Source organism: Vibrio sinaloensis DSM 21326 (assembly GCF_000189275.1).
GTDB classification, from domain to species: Bacteria; Pseudomonadota; Gammaproteobacteria; order Enterobacterales; family Vibrionaceae; genus Vibrio; species Vibrio sinaloensis.
On record NZ_AEVT01000122.1, the window covers coordinates 38,915 to 64,578 of the forward strand.

Here is a 25,664-nt window from a genome sequence, read left to right on the forward strand (position 1 = left end):
ATTAAATTAGAATTTGGTAATATTAAGAACACACTTCAAGTTCGATTCTCTTATTACAGGTATAAAAAAGGGTAGCTTAGCTACCCTTAGTATCAATTATGCGGCGTATTTTACATTTGGACCGTACTCGTTTTCACCTTCTTTACTGTCGCATACTGCGAAGTAAATCAAAACGATCATGCCAATCAATGGGATGATACCAATCAAAACCCACCAGCCTGTGCGTCCGATATCGTGCAAACGACGAACTAAAACAGCTAAACTTGGCAGAAATACCGCTAAACTGTAAATCGGGCTAATAAATGCTGTTCCTAGTAAGCCATCAACAAATAGTAGCGCGAACGAAATAATTGTACTGATTAAGAAAAACATCCAGTATTCTTTACGTCTTGCACGACCACTAAATACTGCATACTTCTTAAGTACAGCAAGGTACCACTCCATTTTAATTCCTCTTATTTTATATTATTACCTAGCACAACGAATAATTCGTACGTACAACTGAAAGAGTTGCACGAGCTATTAAATATCCATTTTAAATGGGCGAACAATTTAACCAGCGAATGGAAGTTATAGCAACACTAGTCTAATAACTTTTATCAATACAAGACTAAATAATTGCTGTATTTGATTATATAAAAACAATACGCGCGCCGTCGATAATATAGCGACTACACATTCCGATGAACTGGCGTTGGGTCTAGTTTAAGCGTTGTTGCATGAATCTTTCGAAGTTATTGCTCATGTCGGAGCTAGTAAAAACGGAACCGGTTTTCTTTAGTTGCAATACCTGTCGCGCAACATCGTACATCTGCGCCGAGAGGGGGATATAACCCGACAGAGCAACTGTCTGGTCAATGTTTTCTGGTTGAAAGTACATCTCCAAAAACCGTTTAACGGAGCCACGTTTCTCCAGCGACGCTTTGTTTACATAGATAAACAATGGGCGAGAAAGCGCGCTGTAGCCCCCTTCCATCACGTTTTCAACGTTGGGTAGCATTGGCGGACCGCCAAACTCAGAAATCGCGATTGCCTTGAGTTTATCTTGATTCTGCAAGTAATAGGCAAAACCGAGGAATGCCATAGCATTTGGGTCAGCGGCAACTTCGGCAACCATCGCCGAATCGTCCTCATTAGCAATGTAATCCTGTCGACTCGGCTCACCAGCGAGCGTGACTTCAGTAAAGTAGTCATAAGTACCAGAATCAGGGCCCGGACCATGAAGCTGCAATGGGTTGTTTGGAAACTTAGCATCAAACTGCGACCATGACGTCAGCGACGCCTCAGCCTCTCTTTGCCAAATTTGATTCAACTGTCGTAGCGAGAGTGACTCCAGCCAAGTGTTTTCACTGTTTACCACCACGGTAATCGCATCCATAGCAACAGGCAGCTCAATGAATTCAATGCCATTTGCTTGGCACAGTTGCCGCTCTTTCTGTTTGATCGGCCGTGACGCGTTGGAGATATCAGTTCGGCCACGACAAAACTTACGAAAGCCGCCCCCCGTTCCTGAAATACCAACAGCGACTTGCGTGCCTGTCCCTTCTGAGAGCATATAGCGCTTCGCCAGTTGATAAGTGATCGGATACACCGTACTCGACCCTTCAATTTTAATCAGGTCTTTTGCATGGACGTCACTTGTGGTTGCCGATAAAGCAATCGCGCAACAAGTTATCCAAGAAAGTCTGGCGTTTTTCAGCATTGAGTAGGTCATTTCAGTGACAGAGCGGCTATCCAAAGCGCAAAATATACGGCGCTTTATCGATAAGCTCAATCAATGAGATAGCGATTCACTCAATCTTCACTAAATATTCATCTAATCCATTTATAACCGCTCGATAGCGTTACGTTTTAATCGAATTGAAACATTCAGCGAATACCCTGACCGCTTAACATCCATTTGTTCGATCATTACAGATTACCTATCGCTTTCATGAAACGTAAGTTCCTATTCACTTCTATTCTGGCTTTACTTGTCATCGCATTTACGACTGCACTGGTGACTCAATCAACACACCTGCTGATCAAGAAATCTCCGCTGGCAGAAGCGGCCGCTGAGATAAAAGTAAATGGAACCCTCGCCTACCTTTGGTTTGATGAAATCATGTCAGGTGACACCGCCCAATCGATTCAAGAAGTCTGGTACTACTTAGAAATCGCCGATTGGCACATTGTGGCGCTACTGGAAGGCGGTGAAAGCATTATGGGTAATTACCAACCCGTGGATGATCCAGAGTTAAGAAAAAGACTGGTCACGCTTCGTGAAACGCTCGCTGAGTTTCGGATGCGCGCAGAAGACACCTATCAGCACTTGCAATCAGACCGCAGCAACACTTTTAATTCGGTTCGCCGAGATGAGCAGTTTCTTGAGTTTGCAAGTAAAGCCGATGATATTCAAAGATTTATCAAAGCAAGCTATGAGTCAGGTATCGACAGTTATACACGTACCAGCATTACTCTCATTCTGGCGGTGATCGTGATCGCCGTCTCCTCGATTCGTATCCAGCACAAGCACGAGAAAAGTCGAGACTCTCTGCTGAAATCACTCACAGAAGCCAAGAGCGCGATTGAAGAGAAAAATACCCAGTTGCACAACCGGGCCTATTTTGATCCTCTCACTGGGCTGCCTAATCGCTCATTGTTTCTTGATCGCCTTAATCAGTCTATTCTCAATGCAGAGCGTTCAGGAAAGTCATTTGCGCTGCTGTTTATCGACTTAGACCATTTTAAAGACGTCAACGATATGCACGGCCACGAAGTAGGCGATCAACTCCTAAAACAAGTCTCTAAACGGATCAAACAATCGATTCGCGTCACTGACTTATCAGCAAGATTTAGCGGCGATGAGTTTGTGGTCGTGTTAGATCACATACAGGATGTCTCCGTTGCCATCAATGTCGCCAACAGGATTGCCACTAAACTCATTAATGCCTTGTCGCGCCCATTTCAAATCGGTAACCAAAGCGTTTTGATTTCAGCCAGCATTGGCGTTTCAATTTACCCAGAAGACAGCGCGACACAAGACACCTTGATTCGCTTTGCCGATAATGCGATGTACCACGCCAAATCAAGCGGCAAGAATAATTTCCAGTTCTACTCGAAAGAGCTAAATCGCATCGCCATGTCGCAAAAAGAGATGGAACGCGCTCTGGATGAAGCGATAAACGGCGATCAATTTGAACTGCACTACCTCCCAAAATGGCATCTAAAAACAGAACAAGTGGAAGGAGTGGAAGCACTGGTTCGATGGCAGCACCCAATCAAAGGTCTGCTTTATCCGAACGATTTTGTGCCTATTGCCGAATCTACGGGCCAAATTCGCTTGCTCGATCTTTTAGTGACCGAAAAGGCGTTAAATCAGCACCATGACTGGTTGTCGCGTGGAATAGATCTGGGTATTTTGGGAATTAACATTTCGGCGAGAAGCCTAAAACACCCCGACTTTTTTGACCAACTCAAGGCAATCATTCTCAGGTCAGGTGTCCCAACCCAAAAAATAGAAATTGAAATCACCGAGACCGTCATGGTCGAAAATATAGAGTATGCGCAGGTGCTCTTCGCAGAACTTAAAGAGATTGGCGTTCGTGTCGCTTTGGATGACTTTGGAACTGGGTTTTCTTCACTCTCTTATCTTAAAGATTTCGACTTCCAAACACTAAAAATCGATCGCAGTTTTGTGGTGGATTATACAACCAACAACACTTCGTTAGTTCTATTGAAAAATATCGTGCAGTTGGGCAACGAGTTGGGTGTCACCGTTGTGGCAGAGGGTGTAGAGACCGCCCAGCAACAACAAGATCTGTTTGAAATGGGCTGCACCACCGGACAAGGCTTTTATCTCACCAAGCCTCAACCAGCTAACGAGTTGGTCAACGCCCTGTTTAACCAACTCAATAGCAATGTGGTCTCTTTAGGCCGCCTAAACTAACGCTGATTTCCGCTAGCTCTCTTGCTGCTTAATAAACTGGCCTGGTGTCATGCCAAAGTGGCTTTTAAAGGCTCGGGTGAAATGAGACTGATCATTAAATCCAAGTTCATGCGCTGTTAGCGCAATATTAACCGCACCAGAAGACAAGGCAATCCGCGCTTGCTCCAAACGTTGACTCATCAAATATTGGTACGGCGTAACGCCCATCAACTTCTTAAACTCGCGTAGGAAATAGAATTTACTGCAGCCAAGCAAATCGGCCAGATCATCAACCGCGATACTGTTACCGATATTCTCTGTTATGTAGCGGTCAATTTTCTCTACTTGGCGATGATCAAACTTGGACGATGCCTGCTGATTGTTCTTAAGATCGAAATAGTTTGAGTAGTTTTGTATATAGTGCGTCGCAAGCAATGAAACTAGGTTATTGAGATAGATTTTCCCGTTACGTCCCTTAGCTTTGGCCTCTAACATGAAGAGTTCAATGATGCCTTTAATCGTCTCATCAACGACGTTGTAGTTGTTCAAAAACTGAAGTTCAATGCCATCCAAGCTAAGTGGGCAATGGCTAAGAAATTCTTGTTGTTCAATGGCTAAGATGACGAAGTAACACGGCTCTGAAATATCATGCGTAAACGGCGTGTTTGGCGGATTGATCCAAATATTGCCTGGGCTAGTTTTCAAATCAGCAAATGAACCGTCTTTCTCTACGCTCCAATTGAGATCTTTTTCCAGTGCCAACGCGAAGTAAAAATATGGCGTGTAAACGTTGTTTGGATAAAACTGAGGCGACGTCCCCTTTTCCACCAATATGCCCGGCCAATCTAAGCTGTGATTGGAAAATTCAATATCAAGAACCTGACCACAGTCGGATAATGTTTGAGAATCGTGATGGAAAAATTTCAGCTTAGACTTCATCATTCTGCCTAATTAACATATTCATTACGCTTTGAAACTAGCCGAATTTTGTTGGACTCGTCAACCTTTTAACAAGCAAAGTGCCTTGGTTACAACTGCGACTCACCAAGCATAGAGATAAGTTGCTGCGGATTTAATGTACCATCGATCAAGTGTGTGATATCGGGGTCATCGATGGCTTCAAGGGCATAGACGGTTTTCTCTTTGCCCAAAGCATAACCAATGTCCATTGCAACGCTTTTGCCCACGTAACCGCCAAAGTTCAAAATGTAAATAACATCCGCTTGGCAAATTCTCGCTAAACAACCTTCGATACCTTGCGACTGATCCGGCGCTGAGATTAGGGTTTCGATTCCCGCCGCCATCAATTGCGCTTTAACCGCCTCCATTTTGTCGAGATGCTTAAAACTACCCGCAATATACACAACACTATTCATTTGTTTCCTTTCTCCTTGACGGACTATCAAACGCTTAAACCTAAAGTACCGGACAATCGACTTAGCTCCGACAACGCTACTCTATCGGCATCTAGGTCTACAGGAGCATTATCGAAATGGTGCCATGCCACAGATTGCGCCTCTTGAACACGCATCTCACCTTCCCAACGGGTAATAACGTAATAATGAATCCTTTGTAACTCTTCACTTGGGTGGTAAAGCGTGCAAAGGAAGCGATAATCGCTTGGCTCGATATCCAACTCTTCTTTAAGCTCTCTCAACAATGCTTGCTCTTGCTGCTCTTTCCCTTCAATGTGACCACCTGGAATGGTTACTTTTCCTGGATCCGTTCTTTTGCTCTCGCTACGTTGCTCTAATAAGACACATTGATCTTTTAATAGAATAAAAGACACGCAATCATGAATTTGCATTACCTTCCTCATCCTGTTTTGTAAATGTAGACAGGTACATTCAATTCAATCCCACTCCATCACTTGTACATTTGGCCAGCGTGCTCGGTAGCTCTCGGTCATGCTTTGGTAACTGCGCTTAGACATTGCCAGCTTATTGGGCTTGATCCGCATATAAAACGCGTCTTCTAACCCATAAGGGGCGTAAAGGCGAACCCGATTGAATTCATCTAATCGAAAACCAATCGCAAAGGCCGATAACCAAGAATCGATTCCCTGCTCTACTCGAGTGTAAGGCGTGATTTTAAAACCGAGTTTTTTGGCGTAAACCTGATGTATTGTCGCTTGATTCTTCACATCGACTGGAATGTTATGGCTAACACGCTCGACAAGCTGCTGCTCGTATTCAGACTGCTCCACAGCTTGTGTCTGATCAAAATAGACCAAGTCGAAGTCTTTAACGCGACTCAACAAAGGTTGGCCATCAATATGATTCCAAATTACTTGCGTAATCGCTCCACCAGCAAGGTAGTAATTGGATATCCCCAAAACAGCGGCAACACGCGCCGTCTCGATCAGTTCCGGTACTGACTCTATGAGCTGGAGCAGTTGTTTTTCATAGACGGTAACTTGATTAACGCGCATGGGTTGATCTGACCAATAACAAGTATGAAGCATTGATTAGGGAGGTTTTTCTTGTTCACAGCAAGCGTCTCCTCCCAAATAATTGGATTACAAACGTTCTTGTAAACCAAACTTTTTAAAGAAATCAGACAGGTCTAACTTTGCCAGATCTTTGAACTCTCCGGCATCATAGAAGCGTCCTTTACAGGTTGGGCAGCTCTCAAACCAGATGTGCGGCTGTTTAGGGTCAACCAATCGAAGCAATTGATTATTCGGGCAAATAGGACAGTCGATACGATCGATGGCGTTAAACGCCTGACCGACCACTTCGTCACCATCATCAATCACATCCGCGAGAGGCTTCATTGCTTCTACTTCGTAGGCATCAATCCATAATCCTTTGCACTCTGTGCATCGTTCGACATCACCCAGTGGGGTTTGAAGCTGTTCAAAATTAGAACTGCATTTTGGACATTTCATTGTGTGTTCCTTAGCTATTAATCACTGACGTTTTACATTGTTTGCGGTTCACACAGCCGAATCTCTGGCTGCGACCTAAGTTGTTGCAAGTGGGCATGGTAAAATTCATCACCTTGCGCACCATGTTGGAGGGATTTCTTGAATATCGACGCGACAAATATGTCGGCAAGACTGAACTGTTTGCCGACGGCGAAGTAGGATTCGCTGCACAGCAAGGGCTTGAGGGTCTCAAGGCCCAGACTGATCCATTCAGCCCGCAGATTACGCTTGTCAGCTTCACTGAGTTCTGGTCGCAGATACTTTAATACCGTTCGGTTCTGTGGCGTATGAATACTGGCATTAACGTACTCACAAATGCGGCGAATGTGCGTTCTTTCGATCAATGAGTGACCCAGTAAGCATGGCTGAGGAAAACGCTCCTCCAAATACTCGGCAATGGCCATTGACTCTGAAAAATGCTCACCTGCCACTTCAAGTGTAGGCACGTAGCCAAATGCATTGATTTGTCTATAGCTACTAACGAGCTGCTCCGACGTCACTTCAACACGTCGGTATGCAACCTTCTTATAGTTAAGTACCCACTCTACACGGTGTGAGCTGTTCGACCCATTCGCAGCATATAAACAAATATCCATTTTGCTCACTTCAAGTACTACTCTTTTCGTTTGCATCGGAGCAAGTAAACTCCGCCAGTCACTGTTTTATAAATTACTATTACTCTGATAATACTCGAAAAATCGTCGACGGGAATGGATAATGCTGAAAACTTTGATCAACCAATGGATACAAGGTAAGCATAAGAAGTACGCCAAGAGTCGCAAATCCTAACTACCTATAAATCGCATTCAAAGTCTAAGTATATTGGCGAATGAGTGAGATCAATTCTTCAACTTGGTAAGCAATATGATCGGGCTGTATCGACCAAGTTTCAGGTTGGGAATGGCTGTATGCTGCGGCAATGGATATTACCTGACAATGCTCAGGCAAAGCGCGTTCAATGTTTTTCGCAAACTCGGTGTCGGCTTGATGGTCACCGACATATATCAGTGTGTTGGGTATGTGCTCACCAAAAATCCGCTCTAGACAGTATAAGCCCCCATCTGGATTGGGTTTTTGTTGTTCGCTGGAGATGTCATCATAACCGACAACTGACTTGAACAGAGTGTCGACATTGTGTTGCTGTAATACGCGGCGGATATTTTGTTGAGAGTTTTGTGAGCAGATGCCATGGGGGAGATGAGAGAATTCATGGATCACCTCTTCCATGCCGTTAAACAAAGAAACGCGAGTGTCGTTCTTCTCTTGATACTCAGACCATAAACTGCCAGCCTCTAGCATCTCTTGTTCAGACAAGCCGTAATAATCTAAATAGAGTTGCTGCCAGTTCTTAGCAGCATGATTAGCTTGATGATACAAAGACTCGCTAGTCAGATAGCGTGGAAGGTTATCGCCGGTTAAGCGTGGGGCAACGCGAGCGAGAATGTCTTTGGTGATTGCAATGTTCTTCGGAACAGAATTCACCAAGGTTCCATCGTAATCCCACAAGATGGCATCGAGCTTCATAGTACGTTTTCCTATCATTAACATCAGCCCGATACTAACTCACAGGCCCTCTCTTCGCATTGAATGGCGTATGTGCAAACTCTACTCCGCTACCATTCCTTAAGCTAAGTCACATAATGCGTCTGAATACGCTTGTTTAGCTTGCGGGCTCAAATGCTCGCGCATGTCGTCGAACAATTGCTTAAGCTCTTCTCCATATTGCTGTTTGAACACATCGCTTGCCAAAACCAACTCTAGCTCGTTGGCTACCGTAAGCTCGCAAAAAGCTACGGTTAGTTCTGCTGATAACTCGAACTCACGTTCGACAAAACGGTCTTTAAACTGAATCGGCTTACCAAGGCCAAACTGTGGGAAGACAAAATCGCGGTCACAGGAGCAATACAAATAAACTAACGCCTCAGCCTGTGGGCCAATGATGCTGGCAATTTTGTCTCGCTGCGCCAACGACACCATGTTGTCGTCGAACCCCGCAGTACCATAAGCCGCATGAAACAAGCCCGCAACTTGCAGCACCTCATCTGCCCCCCAACGATTAAGTAACGCTTGCGTGCCTTGCAAATGTGCTTCTAACGACCCATTAAGGTGTTGAAAATCACCAGCTCCTAACGCTTTTAACGCGGCAAACTTATCCATGCGATTCTCCTTGCATGCTTCTGACTGCAGTGACAGTGACTTCTATCAGCACTTCGCCTTCCAGAGCGACACCAAGACAAGCACGTTGTGGCCAGTCTTGAGGATTTGGCCCCAGCCATTCACACCAGACTTTGTCCATGATCGCTTTGTCAGCCATATTGGCGATATAGACTTGAGCGCTGACAATTCGTGTCTTATCTGAGCCCAATTCATGCAAGTTTTCATCAATGGTCTTTAAGGTTAGCGTCGTTTGTCCCTCTAGATCTAAGCGGGTGTCGGACGATGTTGCCACCGTCCACACCAAGTCTTTGTATGCCGAAGATTTGTTCCGACCTTGATACGCTCCCTGCTTTCTTTCAATCATCCTTTACCTTTATGAATTGCTATCAAAGGCTAGAGTTTAAATTTACTTGTTATCTCAGACAAACTTTCTACAACGCCTGACAGTTTCTGAGTCGACACTTCCGTACTTTCAGCATTTTCATTGGTCGCTTTCGCCAAACCATTGACTTCAATAACAGACTGATTGATCTCCTGCGCAACCGAGTTTTGCTCTTCGGCCGCAGTGGCGATTTGTGTGTTCATGTCTTGAATCTCGCGTACGGCGCCTAAGATAGAATTCAAAGACTCGCGTGCTTCTGTTGCCATTGAAATCGCTTCTTGTGTATTCGACTGGCTCTGTTCCATCGACTCTACCGCCGACGACGCCACTTTTTGCAACTTAGCGATCGTCGCATTGATCTCTTCGATACTGCTTTGAGTGCGGCTCGCGAGCGATCGGACTTCGTCAGCAACCACCGCAAAACCACGACCTTGTTCACCTGCTCGCGCTGCTTCAATCGCTGCATTGAGCGCCAACAAGTTAGTTTGATCGGCAACATCACGTATCACACCGAGCACATCTCCAACATTGACCGTCTCAACACGCAGCTCATCAATGGTTTTTGATACAGAGTTAATATCCTGACCCAGAGCATCCATTACCAGCGATGTCTTGTTGGTGATATCCGCGCCATTCTGTGCCTGACCATAAGCATCATGAGCTGACGTCGACGCCTGTTGAGCGTTGCGAGAAATCTCTTCGACGGTCGAAACCATCTCATTCATTGCGGTGGCCGTCATCTCCATCTGCAAGATCTGCTGATCCGAGCTTTGACGAGTTTCTTCAACCAAAGAAACCAACTCGCTTGAGGTGTGCTCAACTTCCATGGCTTGTTTGTTGATACCACCAACAACACTTTTAAGTTTTTCAACCATAGTCACGGTCGCCGCGTAGATGCCGGTATCGCCACCTTTCGCCACTGCATTAACCGTAAGATCCCCGTTCGCAATACGCTCGATAATCGATTGGATCTCTTTTGGCTCGCCACCAATTGGTACGTAGATCATTTTAATAATGATTGAGTAAACAATACCTAAGCCAATAACAATGAAAATCGCAGCTGCGATAAGTGAGGTACGCAGCATGCTCTCACTAGGTGCTAGAATCACATCCAATTTTTCGTAGGTAAATACATTTAAACCATACTGAGTTGGCCCCATTTTGGTCGCCACGAATTCTCTGCCATCACTGACTTTATATTGCAGGTGATCACCAGAAAAGTTTTTGTACATAGGACGGTGGTCGAAAATATTCTTGCCCAACACTTTCGCATCTGGCGAGAATAGAATTTTGTTTTCTTTATCGGTTAAAAACAATTGGCCATCAGGAACATTTTCTCTCACGATTTTTTGCCATACATCTGACGAAATATCGACCCCAACGACACCAATAAACTGTCCATTCACTTTTAGAGGAACGACCAAAGAAGACAATAGCTTACCCGTCACTTGATCCACGGAAGGCTCGGTTAAAACAAATGGAAGGCCCGATTTAGGCCCCGCATACCACTGTTTGGTAAGACCGATATCGCTAAACTTCTCACCCGTGTGTTCTAGCGAGGTTCCGTCTTCAAACACGATGTAAGTCGCGGTCCCTTGTGCCGACTTATTTAGCTTCGCAAGCATGTTAAAGATAGACTGTTCATTGACGACTCTGCCTTGCTCGTACTGAACACTGTCATTAATCATGTTCAGTTGTTGTTCAACGCTAACAATGTAGTTATCAACTTGAAGAGAGACAGACTTACCTTGTTGAGCTCTAAAAAGAATCGCTTCTTCATAGTTAAAGTCTTGAAATATTTTAAAGTTCATCAAGGACAAACTACAAACGGTTAAGAACAGTACCGCTCCTATGATTAACGTGAGCAGTTGCTTTAAACTTAATTTACTAAACATGGCGAAACATACCTAAACAGTAATTCTAAAGTTGGATAAAATAAACCGTGGAATTATACACATGGGTTATATGCTAAATGTGATCGAGAACACTTATCTAACAGTTATTTAATCTCAAGCTGTTTATTAAATCTCTAATTTATAGTGTTGAATAAATATTTAAGCAACACTATAAATAGAAAATAACCCTCATTTTATAAATAACAACCATCAAAAAAGAAATAAATAATTCACCTTAGATAATATAGATATATTCCCGGATAATTATTCAAATAATCAAATCAGTGTGTTTGATGTATCTGATAACACACGCTAGGTGAAAGAATTTTGATCTATCCCCTAGAAACACCAATATTGTTAATGCAAACTATTCTCACCATCAACGTAGAGACACCTAAATGAAGAATATTGCAATTTGGGGGGCTGCAAGCGGCCTCGGAGCATCCATGGTTGAGCACTTTCATCAACACGAATTTCAAGTACTGGCGATCGCTCGTAATCCAGATAGAAACCCACGTATCAACCAACTGGATCTCACCCATTTCAGTTGCGATGCGACGGACGAGGTTCAAGTACGTGAAACCATCAGCAAGCTGCCAGCTGATACGATCCATATTTCCACAATGGGTAGCTTTAATGCGGATGTGCCTGTCGATTATATTGGCCATCGCTACTTAGTTAACGCGTTAGAGGAGTTTGGTCATCGCCGAATGCTGTTGGTCACTTCGTTAGGGTGCGGAGACTCTTGGCAGTATCTTTCTGAACGCTCTAAGAAAGGGTTTGGCGCAGCCGTGCGCGAGAAGTCGTTAGCTGAAGCTTGGTTAATGAGCAGTACCCTAGACTTTACCATTGTACGTCCTGGTGGGCTAAAGGACGGCCAAGCAAACGGTAAGGGTGAACTATCACAAAATACCGAAGTTCATGGACTAATCACACGCAGCGAAGTTGCCCGCCTGTGTGCTTGCCTTCTTGAAGACTCTGACAGCATAGGTCAAATTTATCAGTGCGTTGATCCATCTATGCACTACTAAACCTCATGGGGTGCCCAGACTATACGCTAGGCACTCCTTTAATCCTCAGTTTCTAATTTCACTTCTCGCTCTAATTGAGCTAAGAAATTCTTCATAAACGCCACTCTCTGCTCAGCGTGTTTTATAGCAGATCGCGTGTGCATTTTGTCTTTAAGCTTAAATAGTTTGGTGTAGAAATGGTCAACGGCAAATTGCTTATCATTTGGAACTCTTCGTCGACAAATAGGGTCATCCGCAGAATACAAACCTGTTCCTAAGGCAGTACTTACCTGAATGCAACGCGCAACTCCGATGGCTCCCAGTGCGTCCAATCTATCGGCGTCTTGGACAATTTTCGCTTCTAACGTCTGCGGTGGAATATCTGCGCTAAAACTGTGGGTCAAAATAGCATGATGAATGCCATCAAAGTATGTTGACGGATAACCAATTTCACGTAGAAAACCGAGCGCTTTGTCCGCAGCATAACGTGAGCTTAACGACCGCTCTGGATGATTTTTAGGTAGTGATACACAATCGTGTAAATAGGCCGCTGGAAGCACGACTTGCATTTGCGCAGCCTCTTCTTGTGCGAGCGCTTTCGCTGTTTTCGCTACACGAAGTACATGCTGAAGATCGTGCGCTGCATCTTGCTGCATCTCTTTCGTCACAAACTCGATAAACTGAGCTTCCCAGTTAACTTCCAATTGTCTCTCCTAAACAATCAATAACTTGGGCGTTAGCTTATTCGCTAGCCAAAGATATGCAACCGATTGTTTTTTTTATTTATAAACAGCCATGGCAGCTTGCTTTACTAGGCTTTCTTCACAAACTTGGCGGTCACCATCATTTCACCAGCACCATCCACTTTACAGTCAAGCTCGTGATCTTTCCCTTCAATGATTCGGCGAACCACTGCTTTGGTACCAATTTTAAGTACCAGAGAGCTGCCTTTTACTTTGAGATCTTTCGCTAACGTCACTTTGTCCCCTTCTTCCAATGCAGTACCGTTCGCGTCTTTAGCAACGAATGCTGCTTCAGCAACTTCATTAGGGTTCCATTCATGCGCACATTCTGGGCAAACGAGTTGATTTTGGTCTGGGTAAACGTATTCAGATTGGCAGTTTGGACATGGAGGCAGAGACATAATATTACTTCTTTGGTTAAAACAAATGGCTATAGTAGTCGCAGTCAGCGATTTTACCAAGAGCGTAACCAGTGACTCGCGTACTGCTTGACTAAAATTCTAGGCTTAACACCAAGCGATCTTTGTGCTGAATGCCCTCCTCAAAAATCGGTTGCGGATAGTTGTCGATAAAATAATTCTTTTCTACTTTGTCGACGCGAAATCCTGCTCTTTGATAAAACGCCAGTTGATGACCAAACGTCCCCGTCCCTAGCTCGACCCGTTTAATTCCTTTACCAGATAGTTTATTTAACGTAACACTAAGCAGTTTAGAACCGACTCCATTTTGTTGATGCTGTGGGTACACCGCAATATTAACGATCTCCGCTAAGGTCGAGCTATGAGCGGTGACAATGCATGCCCCAATGATCTCGGTCCCTTGCGTTGCCGCAAAACACCAAGCCTCCCGCAAATAGGATTCTATATTCGCCTCATCCGGGTCAGCTTCGAGTAATAAATCTAAGGGCACAAGGCTCGCGTAGGTTTCTTGATAATGCAGCATACTTCCTCCTGTATACAACCAAGCGTTATACGATCAGCGTAGCGAATATCGATACCGCTGTTCCATCTCATGTTTTACGTTGCCACGCACGCAACTGAGAGACAAGCGTACCGACGTGCTTTCTGACCTAAGCATATACAAATATTGGTTGATCACCACGCAACAGCTGCTAGATTGTTTAATCAGTCATCAACTTATGACCAATCACAAGCTCAAATAAAGAGCCGAGGGTGGAGATGTAGTATGAAATACCTGTTTAATGTTTTCGGTCAGAAAATGTCTGTACGCAGAGAAGATCAACAGTGGGTACTGTACAGTGAACCCGATGTTGGTATTGGCCGTAAGGTTTACGATGTGGTCATTCCGAGCGATTTACAAGAGACTCAACTAGCGACCTACTTAGATGATATCTACCACGAACTTGCCACAGAATCTCAACCAAGCGTAGTTTTAATTAAGTCCTCGGCGACCAAGTAACAACATCAACAGGTCACAATGTCAAATATCGACAGCCTCAATTCAACTCGCACCTTGCTATGCGACACAGGCTCCGTTCTCGCTCAGCAAGCGGAAGCTTTATTTGCTCGCCAATGGCCTGGTTTCGAACTCGATCAAAGCGATGTGGAAGGGGCAAACCTACCACCAATTCTCGTAGTTTTAGAATCAGGTACACTCATTGCCGCATTGGCCTTTTGTCGCTATGAAGATCCACAGCAACCTAAGCAAGTTATTTGGATAAACGCACTTTATGTGATTGACGAATGGCGTAGATGTGGTGTCGCAAAACACCTGCTCGAACGCGCAGTAGACCTCGTGAGTACAGCACAGCAATCTCATCTCTACGCCTACACCAACGTCCCTCAATTATACTTGTCCACGGGATGGCAAAGCCTGTCTTACGAGACCGAATCCGGTCACCACGTTATGGCGTTTGATCTCGCTTAACTGCACGGTTTTGTTTTCTCTGAGTGTTGTTCTTGGCATGCGAAATGAAGAAACATCATCTCTAGATCCACATCCAGAGCCAAGCTTTGCTGGTAATCTTCATTGACTGAGGCTCGAATTGCAGATTGCCAAAACCGTTGCGCGCCAACGTTTTCTTTCAGTACACGAATCTGCCACCGACCGGGATGAGCTTTGACTACCAACTCTAGCGCACGCTTACCTATGCCCTGTCCTTTATATTTCCTCAATACAAATGCTCCCCATATCCCAGAGATGGGGAGCATTTGGGTATCTACGTACTAAAGCGAAGCCAGCAATATTGCCATCGACGACAACAAGGTAAGGGGTATGATCACCTGGTTGCCAGTAAACATCTAACATTGTTGAGTTAAAACTGTAGCGACCGGTATCATCTGGATCCCACGCCATGTATTCCGACATATCATAGACTAATAGGTAAATAGGTTCTCGATTAAGCCTCGTTGCGCTTTAGAGGCAACTTCCAGCCTAATCTCTCGATATGGATTCATTGTTTCTCGCCATTAGTTGCCATACATTCCCCGTTAGCATAATTGCAGCCCCAACCAGTAAAGACAGTTGTAAAGGCTCTCCGTAGAGCGCAACACCTACCGCCCCAATGATAGGTAAACGCAAAAAGTCCATCACAACAACATGCGTCACTTCAGTGTGCTGCATCGCTTTGGTCATACAGTAATGAGCCGTTAGGGCGGTAACACTGACCACACTGAGCCACAACCACTGCTCGCCTTGAGGTGTCACCCAGTTCGGTATCGCCAGCACCAAACCGATCGGCAGCTGAACGACACACATGTAGAACAGGATGGTAATTGGACTTTCGCTACTCGCGAGCCCTTTAGTACACGCATGAGATACGGAGTAACATATTGCCGCCGCCAGCACCACAAAAGAAGCATAACTGAACAGCTGGGTACCGGGCTTAACAATCAGCATTACGCCAAACAAGCCTAATACGATCGCCACCAGTTTGTTCGCTGTCAACCGCTCACCTAAAAACAGCCAAGCAATCAAAGCCGTCCACAGTGGAACCGTAAACTCCAAGGCAAACACCTCTGCTAACGGCAATATGCTGATCCCCAAGAACCAGCCATACTGCCCTGCAAAGTGAAACACGTTCCGCACACAATGCAGCGGCAAGCGCGTTGTGAATCGTGCTCGAGCTTGCCGAGTAACAATCATCAAGCTACTGATCACCAACAAACCAAAAACACTGCGTAGAAAAAGGACTTGGAACGTGTCTAAGCTGCCGCTCAGTTCTCTGGCCCCTATCGCCATTAAACAGAAAGAGAATAAGCAGCCCACCATCCAACATACTGCGGTAAAAATAGCGTCACCTCCCTATGACACATCCAATCATGCTTAAACTGTAAGCTCTAAGCGATTTCCATCCGGGTCCAAAATGCAACTTTCATAGTAACCATCACCAGTATGCCTAGGACCGTCGAGCTTTTCATAACCATCTCGTACGAGTTGATCCGTCAGCTCATTCACTGATTGCTCAGAGCCCAGTGCAATTGCGATATGAATCAGCCCTGTAAACTGGTCATAAAGATCATCTTTCGATTCGGGAATCGTGGGCATTTGCATCAGCTCCAACCGACAACCCGACTCAAAAGAGAGAAAGTACGAACAAAACCCTTTGCTGGCATTATGGTATTTATCATTGGCGGTCGCATCAAAGTACTTGGTATAGAAACTCTTCAGTACTTCAATTTGGTGCGTCCAAATAGCGACATGTTCAATTTTCATCTAGCGCTCCTCAAATAATTCGCCAGATCAGGCTACAGAGCAAATAGGGAACAAAACAGAGATGGTCTTCAATCGTACTTATTCCCTTTTTACGCTAACTTCGCTATCACGCAAATGACTTGGTTTGAAAATGTGGGTTATCTATATCGACATCCAAACGCTTGATGTCATCAAGGATGACAAGCCGGGTTTGCTCTGCCAGTTCGACCTTAATGCACTCGCGCTTATGCTCATCTCGCGTGGTGTCGAGTGCGATGCCGGAAACACTCTCGCCATTAGCTAGCGAAAGCGTGATTGGGTATCGGTACATACATACGATTTCGATGTAGTCATAGTCACTGCAACTGATCATTTCACTCTCCTGCTTACTAATTTCACGAGCTCACTAATAAAATCGCTAAATGCGGAACAACCGAGATCACATTACTTCCTAGTATGTTGAGCAAACAAACGCAATTGCTGCCCTTCAAAGCGATAGTACTGCTTTTCTTCGATCAATGTGGCTCCAATAGATTGATAAAAATTGCCGGCAGTCGGATTGGTCGACTCCGCCGTCCAATCAAATCGGCTACACTCCTGCTTGAGTGCAATCTTGGCAAGATGCTGCATCAGTTTGATACCCACTCCCTTACCTCTCGCACGGGAAGAGACAAACAGATCTTTCATGTAAAGTTGACCCGACAGGTTGGGCGCTGGATACATTATCGTAAAGGTTGCAAAGCCAACCACTTCTCTCTTTTCATAAGCGGCGACGACCTTCACTCCGGACCAAGGCGAAAAAACCTTATCTTCTAGATAGGCTATCAGCTCTTTCTCGCTCGCAGCATTCTGTTTGAAGTAATAGGTTTCCAACTCAATAAAGATAGGCAGTAAGTCTAAGCAATGTTCGTGTGTGACGTTGGAAATGATCAATGAGGGCTCCTCGGCTATCTTTCGACAAGATTGGCATCAACTAAAGATTTAATTTCTTATTAAGCCGCCATTTTACACTTGATTAACAATTCACCAAACCCAATATCTCACTTCAGTGAAAGACATCGAATCAGGGATAGGCTATATGGATTATTTATTTGCCGTGATACTTTTCGCGATTTCCTCTTCCGTGACGCCAGGGCCAAACAACATCATGGTAATGACATCTGGGCTCAATTTTGGAGTGAGAAGAAGTCTCCCTTTGCTGGCGGGAATCTGCGTGGGCTTTTCTATCATGCTATTGCTTGTTGGCGTGGGTTTCTCGCAACTGTTTGAGCTGTTCCCTAGCCTGCACTTTATCATCAAGTGTGTGGGTGTTGCTTATCTACTCTATCTTGCTTACATTATTGCCCGTTCGGCCGGTTCAGTCTCAAGTAACCAGCAATCTAAGCCACTGTCTTTCTTAAAAGGTGCGTTGTTCCAATGGGTCAATGCCAAAGCTTGGGTTGTCGCAACAGGCGCTATTGCAGCGTTTACCAGTGTCGGTGCCGATTTTTTCGGCCAAAATCTGCTGATCGCCCTTACCTTCTTTATCGTTTCATTCCCCTGCGTCGGTGTCTGGCTAGCCTTTGGTTCTTTGCTTAAAAAGTGGCTAAACAACCCTAAAGGAAGACAATACTTTAACCTTACTATGGCTAGTTTATTGGTACTGTCAGTGGTCCCTGTTATGAATGAAATCATTGCTCAGCTATCGTAAACACAGAGCCGCCTATGTTAGACAGATACAACCAAGTCCCTGAGGAAGCTAAAGCACACCTACTCGCATTACGCGAGATTATCTTAGGTGTTGCTGAGTCTATGGAAAAAATCGAAGTTGAGGAATCATTGAAGTGGGGTGAGCCCAGTTTTCACGTCAAAGGTGGCAGTCCAATTCGAATCGATTGGAAAGAAAAAACACCAGATCGCTATTACCTCTATTTCAACTGCAACACTAAGCTAGTAGAGACTTTTCGCGAGCTGTACAGAGATAATTTTCATTTCGAGAGCAATCGCGCAATGGTTTTCACCTTAGGCCAAGCTATCCCCATGATTGAGCTAAAACATTGTCTTCGGCTTGCGTTCAATTACCACCAGATTAAGCACCTGCCGTTACTTGGTGCATAACACTAGCTTCGTTTGATCGCGACAACAGAAAACACATGCCAATGTTTAAGGAAACCGCGGGCGGTAGGCGCTTGCTCATCCCTCTCATTAAATCGGATGATGTCAAAACCTTCAAATAGCTGTTCGACACTCGCCCGCTCGAAAGATGTGGTTGGAGAACGATAGTTTGTCGCCCAAGTGTCTCGTGAGCCGAGAAAGTCTCCTGCAAACACACCTCCGGGTAAAATAGATTCGGTTAAGCGTAGCCAGGTTATATTGAACTGCTCAGGGTCCGCAAAAAACAAGCTTGAGTTAGCCAAAACGATGTTTGCTTGAGGGTACTGGAAATTCTCGAAACGCGCTTGTTGAATGGACACCTGAGGCCGTTCGGCAAAACGTTGCACACAAATTTCTATGGCATCTGGGTTAGGGTCGAAACCATAAACTTTGTAACCTACAGCCGACAAGTAATCGATGTCCGATCCTGTCCCACAGCCGCAATCAATTGCTACGCCTTCGTTAGACTTACTCAACTGATGCACAAACTCGGTCCGCTTGCTATGGGAGCGAGAGATAGCTTTTTGATAGTACTCCCGCCAAATAGCTTGATTTTCTTCCACTTGAAGCTTGTTGATTGAGTTAGATGGTTGCGTCACGACTATGGTTCTCGGTTTGCTGCGGGGAGAGTTGACGATGACGAAGATACAAATAGAGAGGAAGCCCAAATGAAACCCCTACCGTTAGCGTACCAATAATAGCAAACAGTGAACCTGAGACCTGATTCGCTCGGCTGTCGGTAACAATAAACACGATTAAGGTCACTCCTGCCACAAACACATCTAACCATGCAACGGCGCTGATAGGATTAACAAAAGCTTGCTCAAGCAACAACCCCATTGCTAAGCCATGTTCAAACAGCCATGGTAGAAACGCGCCATAAGGCAAAGCAATGCCTAGAATCGTCAATAACAAATATAGCTTGCGCATATACGCTCCTTGTTATGCATCTAAATTTACATTTTTCGTGCCAACCAATCATCTGCTAACACCGCCAGCACCACCGTATCCCACCATTGGTTTTTGAAATATCGGTTGTGCCTGAGGTGCGCTTCTTGCACCATGCCTAACGAGCGGCACAGCTTTATCGCGGGGCGATTGCGGCTAATGGTTTCGGCATAGATTCGGTGTATCTCTAGATGGTTAAAACCATATTCCACCAAAGCGCTCGCCGCCTCCAATATTAGTCCATCAGCTTGGTACGCTCTAGACATACCACAACCTATTGATGCTTGTTGCTCACCTTCAAGACGCAAACATACTGTTCCAATAAAACATTGATCTTCCTTGTGTTCAATCGCGAGTTGAAATGACGTTCTTGGGTGTTCTTTGGCTTGCTCGATAAACAGACGCGTCAATTCACGGTATTTCTCCGGATGACAATCTTGCTCATCGTAGAACCTTTGATATTTTGAATTTTGAGAAATAGCCACAAAGGCATCTTCGTCTTCGAGCGTCATATCTCGTATCACAAGTCGTGCTGTTTCTAACCTAAACACGCTAGATTCCCTTCTTTAATTGACTGAGTTGCTCTTGAGCATATTCAATGAGTACTCGACGATTATCTGCTGTCTCTTCATCACCACATGCATGGCCGCGGTAGAAAATTTCTGGGCTAGAGTAAATAGGCAGAATCTTATCTTCGTAACTCATTATGGTACCAGCATTGGCGCATTTGTAGCCCCGAGCGTAACGTTTGATCTTATGGTGTAAATTACGATTGATCACCAACTTTAAGTTCCCCTGCAAACTAGGGAAAGGGACAGTATCTTTATGTTGTGCCCAGGCAAGGTGACCAAGTTCATGTTCGAGCACTTCTTTACTGGCCGATTCGGACAACATGACATAACTGTCATTGATACCAAAGGCTGCGACGCCAGAGGTACCCGTTGCAAATTCACCATGATCGCTAGGCAATACGACAACATAGTAATCATTGAGGCTAATTTGCAGCTCACGCAACACACTATCTCTAGTGGCCGCCTTTAGTCGGCTGTGCACCTGATGAATATCCTCCGTTCCGGTAAGGTCGAGATTGACCGTCTGAAACGAAGCCACTTGGCGACGCAATGGTATACAAGAATTTGTCAAAACCTGATTCCCGTAGTCAATCGACTGGCGGAGGAAAGCCTCCAATTCGGGACTTGAAACCGACTCTTGAATGAAAAAGGTAACATTCGTGGTGAATACGGTCTGTTGAGCGCAATCTGGCAGATCCAGTTGGTTTAACTGTAACTCTGTTCTGTCTGGACGATAGATAAACATGAGCGCGGCAGCCATCAAGCTGGCCACGACCCATTTGATTTTGTTCCGCATAATTGAATTTGATTGTACTGCTTGAAGAAAACGGCTTCACGAGGAAGCCGTTACCACTTAACGCGAGAGGAGTTGCCTAAATTCATCGACCTGCTTTGCAAACAGTTCACCATCCTGATGAGAATAAGATTTGGCAACATTAACCCATTGCAAACCTGTTTCATCGACATGGCGGAACTCCACTTGCAACGCGTAGCGAGAGCAACGCAGTATCGCAAACACAAAGCCAAACATGGTCAGGCTGGCGCACAAAACCTGTAGAAAAGTAGGGACAACTGGAAACTCAATCACCGCCAACCAAACGGCTCCTGAGAACAAACATACCCAGAAAGCGATCTGGCCTAGGTTATCCATCCAGCTAAGCCGTTTAACTCGGATGTTGTTAATTCGCTTTAACGGGTATTCGTCTTTTTTAAAACGAAAGGATTCACCTTGGAGCGAAAAGTCTGCTTCTTTATACATGTAACGTCTCTTTTACTAATGAAAACGGTAAATAAAATCGAGTAAAAGGTTCAGTTCAAACACGAGTGTTAAACAGAAACAATGGAGTCAACCCACTTCGCTCGCCACTCTGGAGCGGGGTAATTTTCAGGCCAATATTCGATTTGCTTGGCAATACGCTCCCCTTGCACGGTGTGAAAAGTGATTGCACGATCTTGGCGTTCACCATCTGTCACACATACGTCCGTCACGACTTGCTCGCCCTGCGAAACAATACGCTCAATAGAAAACTGCCAACGCCCCTTAGCTGGATAGTGACTGTTTAAAGCCGCAAAATTCTCCCGACCAAGAATGCGTTCTGCCGACTGAGGCCAAACAAGCTCAAAATCCTCACTGAGCCACTGACTTGCTGCGGCGAAGTCGTTGCTTTCCATCGCTTGCCAATAGGCAAGCACTATCTGTTTTGCGTCCATTATTCCTCTTCGCGTTATCAAAACAATCACGATGACCGGCAATCTAATTATCGACAGTCTAAATTACCGAGCAATATAACCATAAACAACACCAATGTGACCAGCTAATATCTATGAGCTTAATCACATAAACAACACCCTTCTCAAAAGCAAACGGTTGCTTATAGGTGAAAAGCAGCGCAGTTTCTTGTTGACTCCTTCATCTTTGTCCAAATGCGAGGCAAATCATAAAAAAACTTTATTTTATTAACTACTTAGGCCAACTATTGTTTGATAATACGCGCGTCATATTGCATCCTTTGCTTAAGCAACAACTTTCAATGCTCGTACTTTGTCATCGAGTGTTGAAATCTACTCATACTCTAGGAAAAAAGTCATGCTGCAACGACTGACCATTAAACACAAACTGGCTCTGCCTATTGTGTTGCTCGCCTTAGTTATCGCGATTATTACTCTCATTAACGTCTTCCAAGCAAATCAACAGCAAACACTGAATCATCAGCTCAATAGCGATGTCCAGCCTGTCATGGAAGCACTAGAAGATGGCTACCGCGACCTTTATCAAGTGATCACCGCAGCTCAAGGCGTTATGCTAGCCAAAACCCCACAACAACTTGAGTACAGCATTGAAGAGTTCAAGGACAACGCGTACAAAGCGGAGCCAAGATTTGCCAAGATGCGCTCGCTCATTGACAAAGGTTATCTAGAGCCAAGCCAACGCCGAGTTGCCGACGAACTCACTACGGCCACCACACGTTGGGTCAAGCTTTACGAACCTATGTTCGCCGACATTGATAATGCCAGCAGCTACTTTGCTCGTAACGAAGCAGCGCTTGAATCAGAGTTTAAGGTGATTAAAAACCACCTAGGTGCCGTTCGAGAGAGCGTAGAGCAGGTACAATTGAGACTTCGCAGTGACGTTTCAGATTCAATCACCTACAGTAAGTTTGTCATCGAAGCTGGTGCCGCAATTGCCGTTTTATTGGTTGTACTTTCATTTTGGATTTCAAATCGCTTAGTTCTCAAGCCGATTAATGATATTGGTGTAGCAATGCAAGAGATTGCCAGTGGAGACGGAGATCTTGCAAAACGGATTGAAGTCACTACTAATGATGAATTGGGTAAACTTGCACAAGGTTTTAATTCGTTTGTAAGCCGCATTCATACCACAGTAGAGCAAGTCATTATCTCTTCCAATGCTGTGCGAGCAGAAATGGAGAACATTAAGACTCTCACTCAAACCGTGGCTGAATTCTCAGGTCAACAACAACAAGAAAGTGAAATGGTCGCGACTGCGGTAAACGAAATGCAGGCCACCAGCCACACCGTCGCGTCTAGTGCAGAGGAAGCCGCGCATGCTAGCCAAAAGGCCAATGACGAAACACACAGTACCGATAAAGTCCTAACGGCGACGGTTTCTTCTATCGAAACGCTCGCCAATGAAATAGATAACGCTAGTCAAGTTATTCATAACCTTGATGCCGATGTCAGTAACATTGCTTCAATACTCGATGTGATCCGAGGTATTGCTGATCAAACCAATTTACTCGCGCTAAATGCTGCGATTGAAGCCGCTCGAGCGGGTGAACAAGGGCGCGGTTTTGCCGTCGTTGCGGATGAGGTACGCTCGCTGGCAAGCCGTACCCAAGAAAGTACCGGTGAAATTCACTCCATGATTGAACGATTGCAACAAGGTGCGCGCGAAGCTGTCTCAGTGATGGAAGCAAGTAAAGACAGTGGTCAACAAACCATTGTGAGTGCGGGAGGCGCGTCTGACTCGCTGCGCGAAATTATGGCGTCTATTACGCTCATGAACGAGATGAACACTCAAATCGCAACGGCGGCCAGTGAGCAAAATAGTGTCAGTGACGAAGTCAACAACAACGTGGTAAGAATACTCGACAACAGTAACCAGATGGTAGAGATGGTAAGCAGCGCGGAAAATGCCTGTGTTGCACTTTCTGCTCAGTGCGAAACGCTAGATGAGTTGGTCGCGCAATTTAAGGTGTGACGGTAGCACGCATAAAAAAACGGGGCCTATTTGGCCCCGTTTTTTATTAAGCAGCTTGAACTCGTAAGCGCTCAAAATGCCTTGGATAATTCTTACGTATGTGGCGCTGCTCTTCGACCATGTTTTTAAACGAAGGGCCTTTCTTTAGCTGTACGATCACTTCTTGATCATCAAAACGCAGCACAGCACCTTCTATGGATACTTCACAGTCATTATGCAGTGATAACACCCCTTTCATGCTTAACCCTTTATACAGGTTAGAGAAGTTGTTCATGATGACTCGAATGCCACCCTCTGAGACTTCACTGACATGAAACAGTTCTTGTGAGAAACGCACACTTGGTCTGCCACGTCGTGGATATTTAAGGCGGTAAAATTTACGCTTCTGCTCTACATCATTCATGTCAACGCTCCTTTTAACCCCATGTTTAACGCCATTCCATTATTATAGTTCCTAACCTCTGCTACACGTTATCAAAAAACGCGCGACACTTCACTACCCATTGATATCGGCCATATAAAACAATGCTTTAGATAATTTATCAAAATGGATAAAAACAAAACTCAAAGCTATCATAAACTATTGATATATAAGGGCATTATCTAAATTAAAATTCTCTTTACTTTATGAGACAAGACGAGTAAATTTCGCCCAGATTTCACTCAACGAGTAATACCATGTCTGAGCAACGTTTAGGCAATTGGATGGCAGCTATCTCCTTCTTTTTATGGGGAATACTTCCACTCTACTATCAGTTTTTACCCAACGCTGCGACGGATGAATTGCTCGCAGTTCGACTAGTGGCTTCAGTACCATGCGGCCTCATTATTGTGCTAGCCATCACAAAAAGGCTACCTAATTTAAAAGCACTATGGGCAGATAAGTATTCACTCAAACTCACCTTTCTTGGTAGTTTGATGATGTCTATCTCGTGGGCGGCATTCACCTGGGCACTCACTAACGATCGAGTAATTGATGCAAGCCTCGGATTTTTCATCAGTCCGTTGATGATGAGCGCGTTAGGAGTCTTTGTATTAGGTGAGTCTCTATCGCTAGGCAAGAAAGTGGCGCTTTCTCTCGCCGCCATCGGTATAAGCTATCAAATCATCCAATACGGTCAGATCCCTGTCATCGCACTATTGATGGCCGTCTTTTTTACTTTATATGGCTGGTGCAAAAAGAAGATCCGTTACGATTGGAGCACTTGTCTGTTTATGGAAGCATTAGTGCTAACACCCTTTGCACTCAGCTATCTGCTGTTTAAAGAATGGTCACTGGGCACCGAGTCGTTACATCAAGGATGGCAAGTATTTAGCTTATACATGGGCGCAGCACCTGCCACTTTAATCCCACTTGTGTTCTACTCGATTGCCATCAGGTTGACCACTATGTCGACGGTAGGCCTAATGCAGTATATTGAACCTTCAATTCAATTCTTGATTGCCATTTTCCTCTTTGGAGAGCTGTTTGACCAAGTCAAATTGGTCAGCTTCAGCTTCATATGGGCGGGGCTACTCTTTATCGTATTGGAGAGCTTACGAACTCGACATAAGCTTCGCAAAGCCTGACCGGCCAGCCTAATAAACCCCCCGAACATCGGGGGGTTTTGGGT

36 protein-coding genes are annotated in these 25,664 nt (G+C 44.9%); 8 read left to right on the forward strand and 28 right to left on the reverse strand.

Annotation, left to right across the window (positions count from 1 at the left end):
• Positions 1–96 precede the first annotated feature (96 nt).
• Both RH45_RS21930 and RH45_RS21935 read right to left on the reverse strand, forming a co-directional pair.
• Positions 97–444 carry a DUF805 domain-containing protein gene (locus tag RH45_RS21930; protein ID WP_008081595.1) on the reverse strand — a complete coding sequence of 116 codons (348 nt, stop codon included), beginning with the start codon at positions 442–444 and terminating at the stop codon, positions 97–99.
• A 256-nt stretch (positions 445–700) separates the two neighbouring features.
• Positions 701–1,702 carry a PstS family phosphate ABC transporter substrate-binding protein gene (locus RH45_RS21935; RefSeq protein WP_008081596.1) on the reverse strand — a complete coding sequence of 334 codons (1,002 nt, stop codon included), beginning with the start codon at positions 1,700–1,702 and terminating at the stop codon, positions 701–703.
• Positions 1,703–1,933: 231 nt separating this feature from the next.
• Between RH45_RS21935 and RH45_RS21940 the strand changes: the two genes are divergently transcribed.
• Positions 1,934–3,928, forward strand: a complete 1,995-nt coding sequence (locus RH45_RS21940) for a putative bifunctional diguanylate cyclase/phosphodiesterase (protein WP_008081598.1) — start codon at positions 1,934–1,936, stop codon at positions 3,926–3,928.
• Between the two features lie 12 nt (positions 3,929–3,940).
• On the opposite strand, the gene RH45_RS21945 is transcribed toward RH45_RS21940, so the two are convergent.
• The 10 genes from RH45_RS21945 to RH45_RS21990 form a co-directional block, all read right to left on the reverse strand.
• A complete protein-coding gene (locus tag RH45_RS21945) occupies positions 3,941–4,849 on the reverse strand; it encodes a helix-turn-helix transcriptional regulator (RefSeq protein ID WP_241211672.1) in 909 nt (302 codons plus the stop codon).
• A gap of 86 nt (positions 4,850–4,935) precedes the next feature.
• Positions 4,936–5,283 (reverse strand): TIR domain-containing protein, encoded by a 348-nt coding sequence (locus tag RH45_RS21950; protein ID WP_008081600.1) that lies wholly within the window; start codon positions 5,281–5,283, stop codon positions 4,936–4,938.
• Positions 5,284–5,309: 26 nt separating this feature from the next.
• Positions 5,310–5,714, reverse strand: a complete 405-nt coding sequence (locus RH45_RS21955) for an NUDIX hydrolase (protein WP_008081602.1) — start codon at positions 5,712–5,714, stop codon at positions 5,310–5,312.
• A 45-nt stretch (positions 5,715–5,759) separates the two neighbouring features.
• A complete protein-coding gene (locus RH45_RS21960) occupies positions 5,760–6,338 on the reverse strand; it encodes a nucleotidyltransferase family protein (protein ID WP_039959069.1) in 579 nt (192 codons plus the stop codon).
• 87 nt (positions 6,339–6,425) lie between these two features.
• Positions 6,426–6,797 (reverse strand): TFIIB-type zinc ribbon-containing protein, encoded by a 372-nt coding sequence (locus RH45_RS21965; protein WP_008081612.1) that lies wholly within the window; start codon positions 6,795–6,797, stop codon positions 6,426–6,428.
• A 32-nt stretch (positions 6,798–6,829) separates the two neighbouring features.
• Positions 6,830–7,432, reverse strand: coding sequence for a glutathione S-transferase family protein (locus RH45_RS21970; protein ID WP_039959071.1), 603 nt, complete (start codon positions 7,430–7,432; stop codon positions 6,830–6,832).
• 217 nt (positions 7,433–7,649) lie between these two features.
• Complete coding sequence (locus tag RH45_RS21975; protein WP_008081616.1) at positions 7,650–8,360, reverse strand: HAD family hydrolase; 711 nt, start codon at positions 8,358–8,360, stop codon at positions 7,650–7,652.
• A 99-nt stretch (positions 8,361–8,459) separates the two neighbouring features.
• Positions 8,460–8,993, reverse strand: coding sequence for a DUF6817 domain-containing protein (locus RH45_RS21980; RefSeq protein WP_008081617.1), 534 nt, complete (start codon positions 8,991–8,993; stop codon positions 8,460–8,462).
• Positions 8,986–9,357 (reverse strand): RidA family protein, encoded by a 372-nt coding sequence (locus tag RH45_RS21985; RefSeq protein WP_008081621.1) that lies wholly within the window; start codon positions 9,355–9,357, stop codon positions 8,986–8,988. Before RH45_RS21985 ends, RH45_RS21980 begins: the two co-directional genes overlap by 8 nt.
• Before the next feature lie 29 nt (positions 9,358–9,386).
• Entirely contained in the window at positions 9,387–11,270 is a 1,884-nt protein-coding gene (locus tag RH45_RS21990; RefSeq protein WP_008081623.1) for a methyl-accepting chemotaxis protein, read from the reverse strand.
• 398 nt (positions 11,271–11,668) lie between these two features.
• Between RH45_RS21990 and RH45_RS21995 the strand changes: the two genes are divergently transcribed.
• Positions 11,669–12,301, forward strand: a complete 633-nt coding sequence (locus RH45_RS21995; RefSeq protein WP_008081631.1) for an NAD(P)H-binding protein — start codon at positions 11,669–11,671, stop codon at positions 12,299–12,301.
• Positions 12,302–12,339: 38 nt separating this feature from the next.
• Here RH45_RS21995 and RH45_RS22000 read toward each other — a convergent pair whose 3' ends face one another.
• The 3 genes from RH45_RS22000 to RH45_RS22010 form a co-directional block, all read right to left on the reverse strand.
• On the reverse strand, positions 12,340–12,936 hold the full coding sequence (locus RH45_RS22000) for an HD domain-containing protein (RefSeq protein WP_050796273.1): 597 nt from the start codon (positions 12,934–12,936) through the stop codon (positions 12,340–12,342).
• A gap of 155 nt (positions 12,937–13,091) precedes the next feature.
• Positions 13,092–13,424, reverse strand: coding sequence for a zinc ribbon domain-containing protein YjdM (locus tag RH45_RS22005; RefSeq protein WP_008081635.1), 333 nt, complete (start codon positions 13,422–13,424; stop codon positions 13,092–13,094).
• Between the two features lie 91 nt (positions 13,425–13,515).
• The gene (locus RH45_RS22010; RefSeq protein WP_039959088.1) at positions 13,516–13,962 is read right to left on the reverse strand and encodes a GNAT family N-acetyltransferase; all 447 of its coding nucleotides are present in this window, start codon (positions 13,960–13,962) and stop codon (positions 13,516–13,518) included.
• Positions 13,963–14,208: 246 nt separating this feature from the next.
• On the opposite strand from RH45_RS22010, the gene RH45_RS22015 reads away from it, so the two are divergent.
• Positions 14,209–14,442, forward strand: coding sequence for a DUF7661 family protein (locus RH45_RS22015; protein ID WP_008081638.1), 234 nt, complete (start codon positions 14,209–14,211; stop codon positions 14,440–14,442).
• An 18-nt stretch (positions 14,443–14,460) separates the two neighbouring features.
• Complete coding sequence (locus RH45_RS22020; protein ID WP_008081640.1) at positions 14,461–14,910, forward strand: GNAT family N-acetyltransferase; 450 nt, start codon at positions 14,461–14,463, stop codon at positions 14,908–14,910.
• Here the strand turns inward: RH45_RS22020 and RH45_RS23795 are convergent.
• From RH45_RS23795 to RH45_RS22045, 6 genes are all read right to left on the reverse strand, one after another.
• Positions 14,907–15,158, reverse strand: a complete 252-nt coding sequence (locus RH45_RS23795; RefSeq protein WP_241211673.1) for a hypothetical protein — start codon at positions 15,156–15,158, stop codon at positions 14,907–14,909. The genes RH45_RS22020 and RH45_RS23795 overlap by 4 nt on opposite strands.
• Positions 15,145–15,351, reverse strand: coding sequence for a hypothetical protein (locus RH45_RS23800; RefSeq protein ID WP_241211674.1), 207 nt, complete (start codon positions 15,349–15,351; stop codon positions 15,145–15,147). The genes RH45_RS23795 and RH45_RS23800 overlap by 14 nt, the downstream gene beginning before the upstream one ends.
• Before the next feature lie 66 nt (positions 15,352–15,417).
• Positions 15,418–16,254 (reverse strand): DMT family transporter, encoded by an 837-nt coding sequence (locus RH45_RS22030; RefSeq protein WP_039959072.1) that lies wholly within the window; start codon positions 16,252–16,254, stop codon positions 15,418–15,420.
• A 54-nt stretch (positions 16,255–16,308) separates the two neighbouring features.
• Positions 16,309–16,698, reverse strand: coding sequence for a VOC family protein (locus tag RH45_RS22035; RefSeq protein ID WP_008081644.1), 390 nt, complete (start codon positions 16,696–16,698; stop codon positions 16,309–16,311).
• A 106-nt stretch (positions 16,699–16,804) separates the two neighbouring features.
• The gene (locus RH45_RS22040) at positions 16,805–17,050 is read right to left on the reverse strand and encodes a Rho-binding antiterminator (RefSeq protein WP_008081645.1); all 246 of its coding nucleotides are present in this window, start codon (positions 17,048–17,050) and stop codon (positions 16,805–16,807) included.
• A gap of 71 nt (positions 17,051–17,121) precedes the next feature.
• Entirely contained in the window at positions 17,122–17,610 is a 489-nt protein-coding gene (locus RH45_RS22045; RefSeq protein WP_008081647.1) for a GNAT family N-acetyltransferase, read from the reverse strand.
• 145 nt (positions 17,611–17,755) lie between these two features.
• Here RH45_RS22045 and RH45_RS22050 point away from each other — a divergent pair, with 145 nt between their 5' ends.
• Together RH45_RS22050 and RH45_RS22055 are read left to right on the forward strand one after the other, a co-directional pair.
• Positions 17,756–18,367 carry a LysE family translocator gene (locus RH45_RS22050; RefSeq protein WP_039959075.1) on the forward strand — a complete coding sequence of 204 codons (612 nt, stop codon included), beginning with the start codon at positions 17,756–17,758 and terminating at the stop codon, positions 18,365–18,367.
• A 14-nt stretch (positions 18,368–18,381) separates the two neighbouring features.
• Positions 18,382–18,774 carry a DUF1801 domain-containing protein gene (locus tag RH45_RS22055; protein WP_008081653.1) on the forward strand — a complete coding sequence of 131 codons (393 nt, stop codon included), beginning with the start codon at positions 18,382–18,384 and terminating at the stop codon, positions 18,772–18,774.
• A 2-nt stretch (positions 18,775–18,776) separates the two neighbouring features.
• On the opposite strand, the gene RH45_RS22060 is transcribed toward RH45_RS22055, so the two are convergent.
• The 6 genes from RH45_RS22060 to RH45_RS22085 all read right to left on the reverse strand — a co-directional run bounded on the left by RH45_RS22060 (position 18,777) and on the right by RH45_RS22085 (position 22,040).
• Positions 18,777–19,373, reverse strand: coding sequence for a class I SAM-dependent methyltransferase (locus RH45_RS22060; RefSeq protein ID WP_039959091.1), 597 nt, complete (start codon positions 19,371–19,373; stop codon positions 18,777–18,779).
• Positions 19,374–19,392: 19 nt separating this feature from the next.
• The gene (locus tag RH45_RS22065; RefSeq protein WP_008081659.1) at positions 19,393–19,740 is read right to left on the reverse strand and encodes a DUF2834 domain-containing protein; all 348 of its coding nucleotides are present in this window, start codon (positions 19,738–19,740) and stop codon (positions 19,393–19,395) included.
• 26 nt (positions 19,741–19,766) lie between these two features.
• Positions 19,767–20,309: a GNAT family N-acetyltransferase gene (locus tag RH45_RS22070; protein WP_039959078.1), complete on the reverse strand. Its 543-nt coding sequence runs from the start codon at positions 20,307–20,309 to the stop codon at positions 19,767–19,769.
• A gap of 1 nt (position 20,310) precedes the next feature.
• Positions 20,311–21,126 carry a hypothetical protein gene (locus RH45_RS22075; RefSeq protein ID WP_008081661.1) on the reverse strand — a complete coding sequence of 272 codons (816 nt, stop codon included), beginning with the start codon at positions 21,124–21,126 and terminating at the stop codon, positions 20,311–20,313.
• Positions 21,127–21,183: 57 nt separating this feature from the next.
• On the reverse strand, positions 21,184–21,588 hold the full coding sequence (locus tag RH45_RS22080; RefSeq protein ID WP_008081662.1) for a hypothetical protein: 405 nt from the start codon (positions 21,586–21,588) through the stop codon (positions 21,184–21,186).
• A gap of 68 nt (positions 21,589–21,656) precedes the next feature.
• Positions 21,657–22,040: a nuclear transport factor 2 family protein gene (locus RH45_RS22085; RefSeq protein ID WP_008081663.1), complete on the reverse strand. Its 384-nt coding sequence runs from the start codon at positions 22,038–22,040 to the stop codon at positions 21,657–21,659.
• A 376-nt stretch (positions 22,041–22,416) separates the two neighbouring features.
• Here RH45_RS22085 and RH45_RS22090 point away from each other — a divergent pair, with 376 nt between their 5' ends.
• On the forward strand, positions 22,417–24,051 hold the full coding sequence (locus RH45_RS22090) for a methyl-accepting chemotaxis protein (protein WP_008081664.1): 1,635 nt from the start codon (positions 22,417–22,419) through the stop codon (positions 24,049–24,051).
• Positions 24,052–24,097: 46 nt separating this feature from the next.
• On the opposite strand, the gene RH45_RS22095 is transcribed toward RH45_RS22090, so the two are convergent.
• Positions 24,098–24,454 (reverse strand): PilZ domain-containing protein, encoded by a 357-nt coding sequence (locus tag RH45_RS22095; RefSeq protein ID WP_008081665.1) that lies wholly within the window; start codon positions 24,452–24,454, stop codon positions 24,098–24,100.
• A 275-nt stretch (positions 24,455–24,729) separates the two neighbouring features.
• On the opposite strand from RH45_RS22095, the gene rarD reads away from it, so the two are divergent.
• A complete protein-coding gene (gene rarD / locus RH45_RS22100) occupies positions 24,730–25,620 on the forward strand; it encodes an EamA family transporter RarD (RefSeq protein ID WP_008081667.1) in 891 nt (296 codons plus the stop codon).
• The last annotated feature ends 44 nt before the right edge of the window (positions 25,621–25,664 follow it).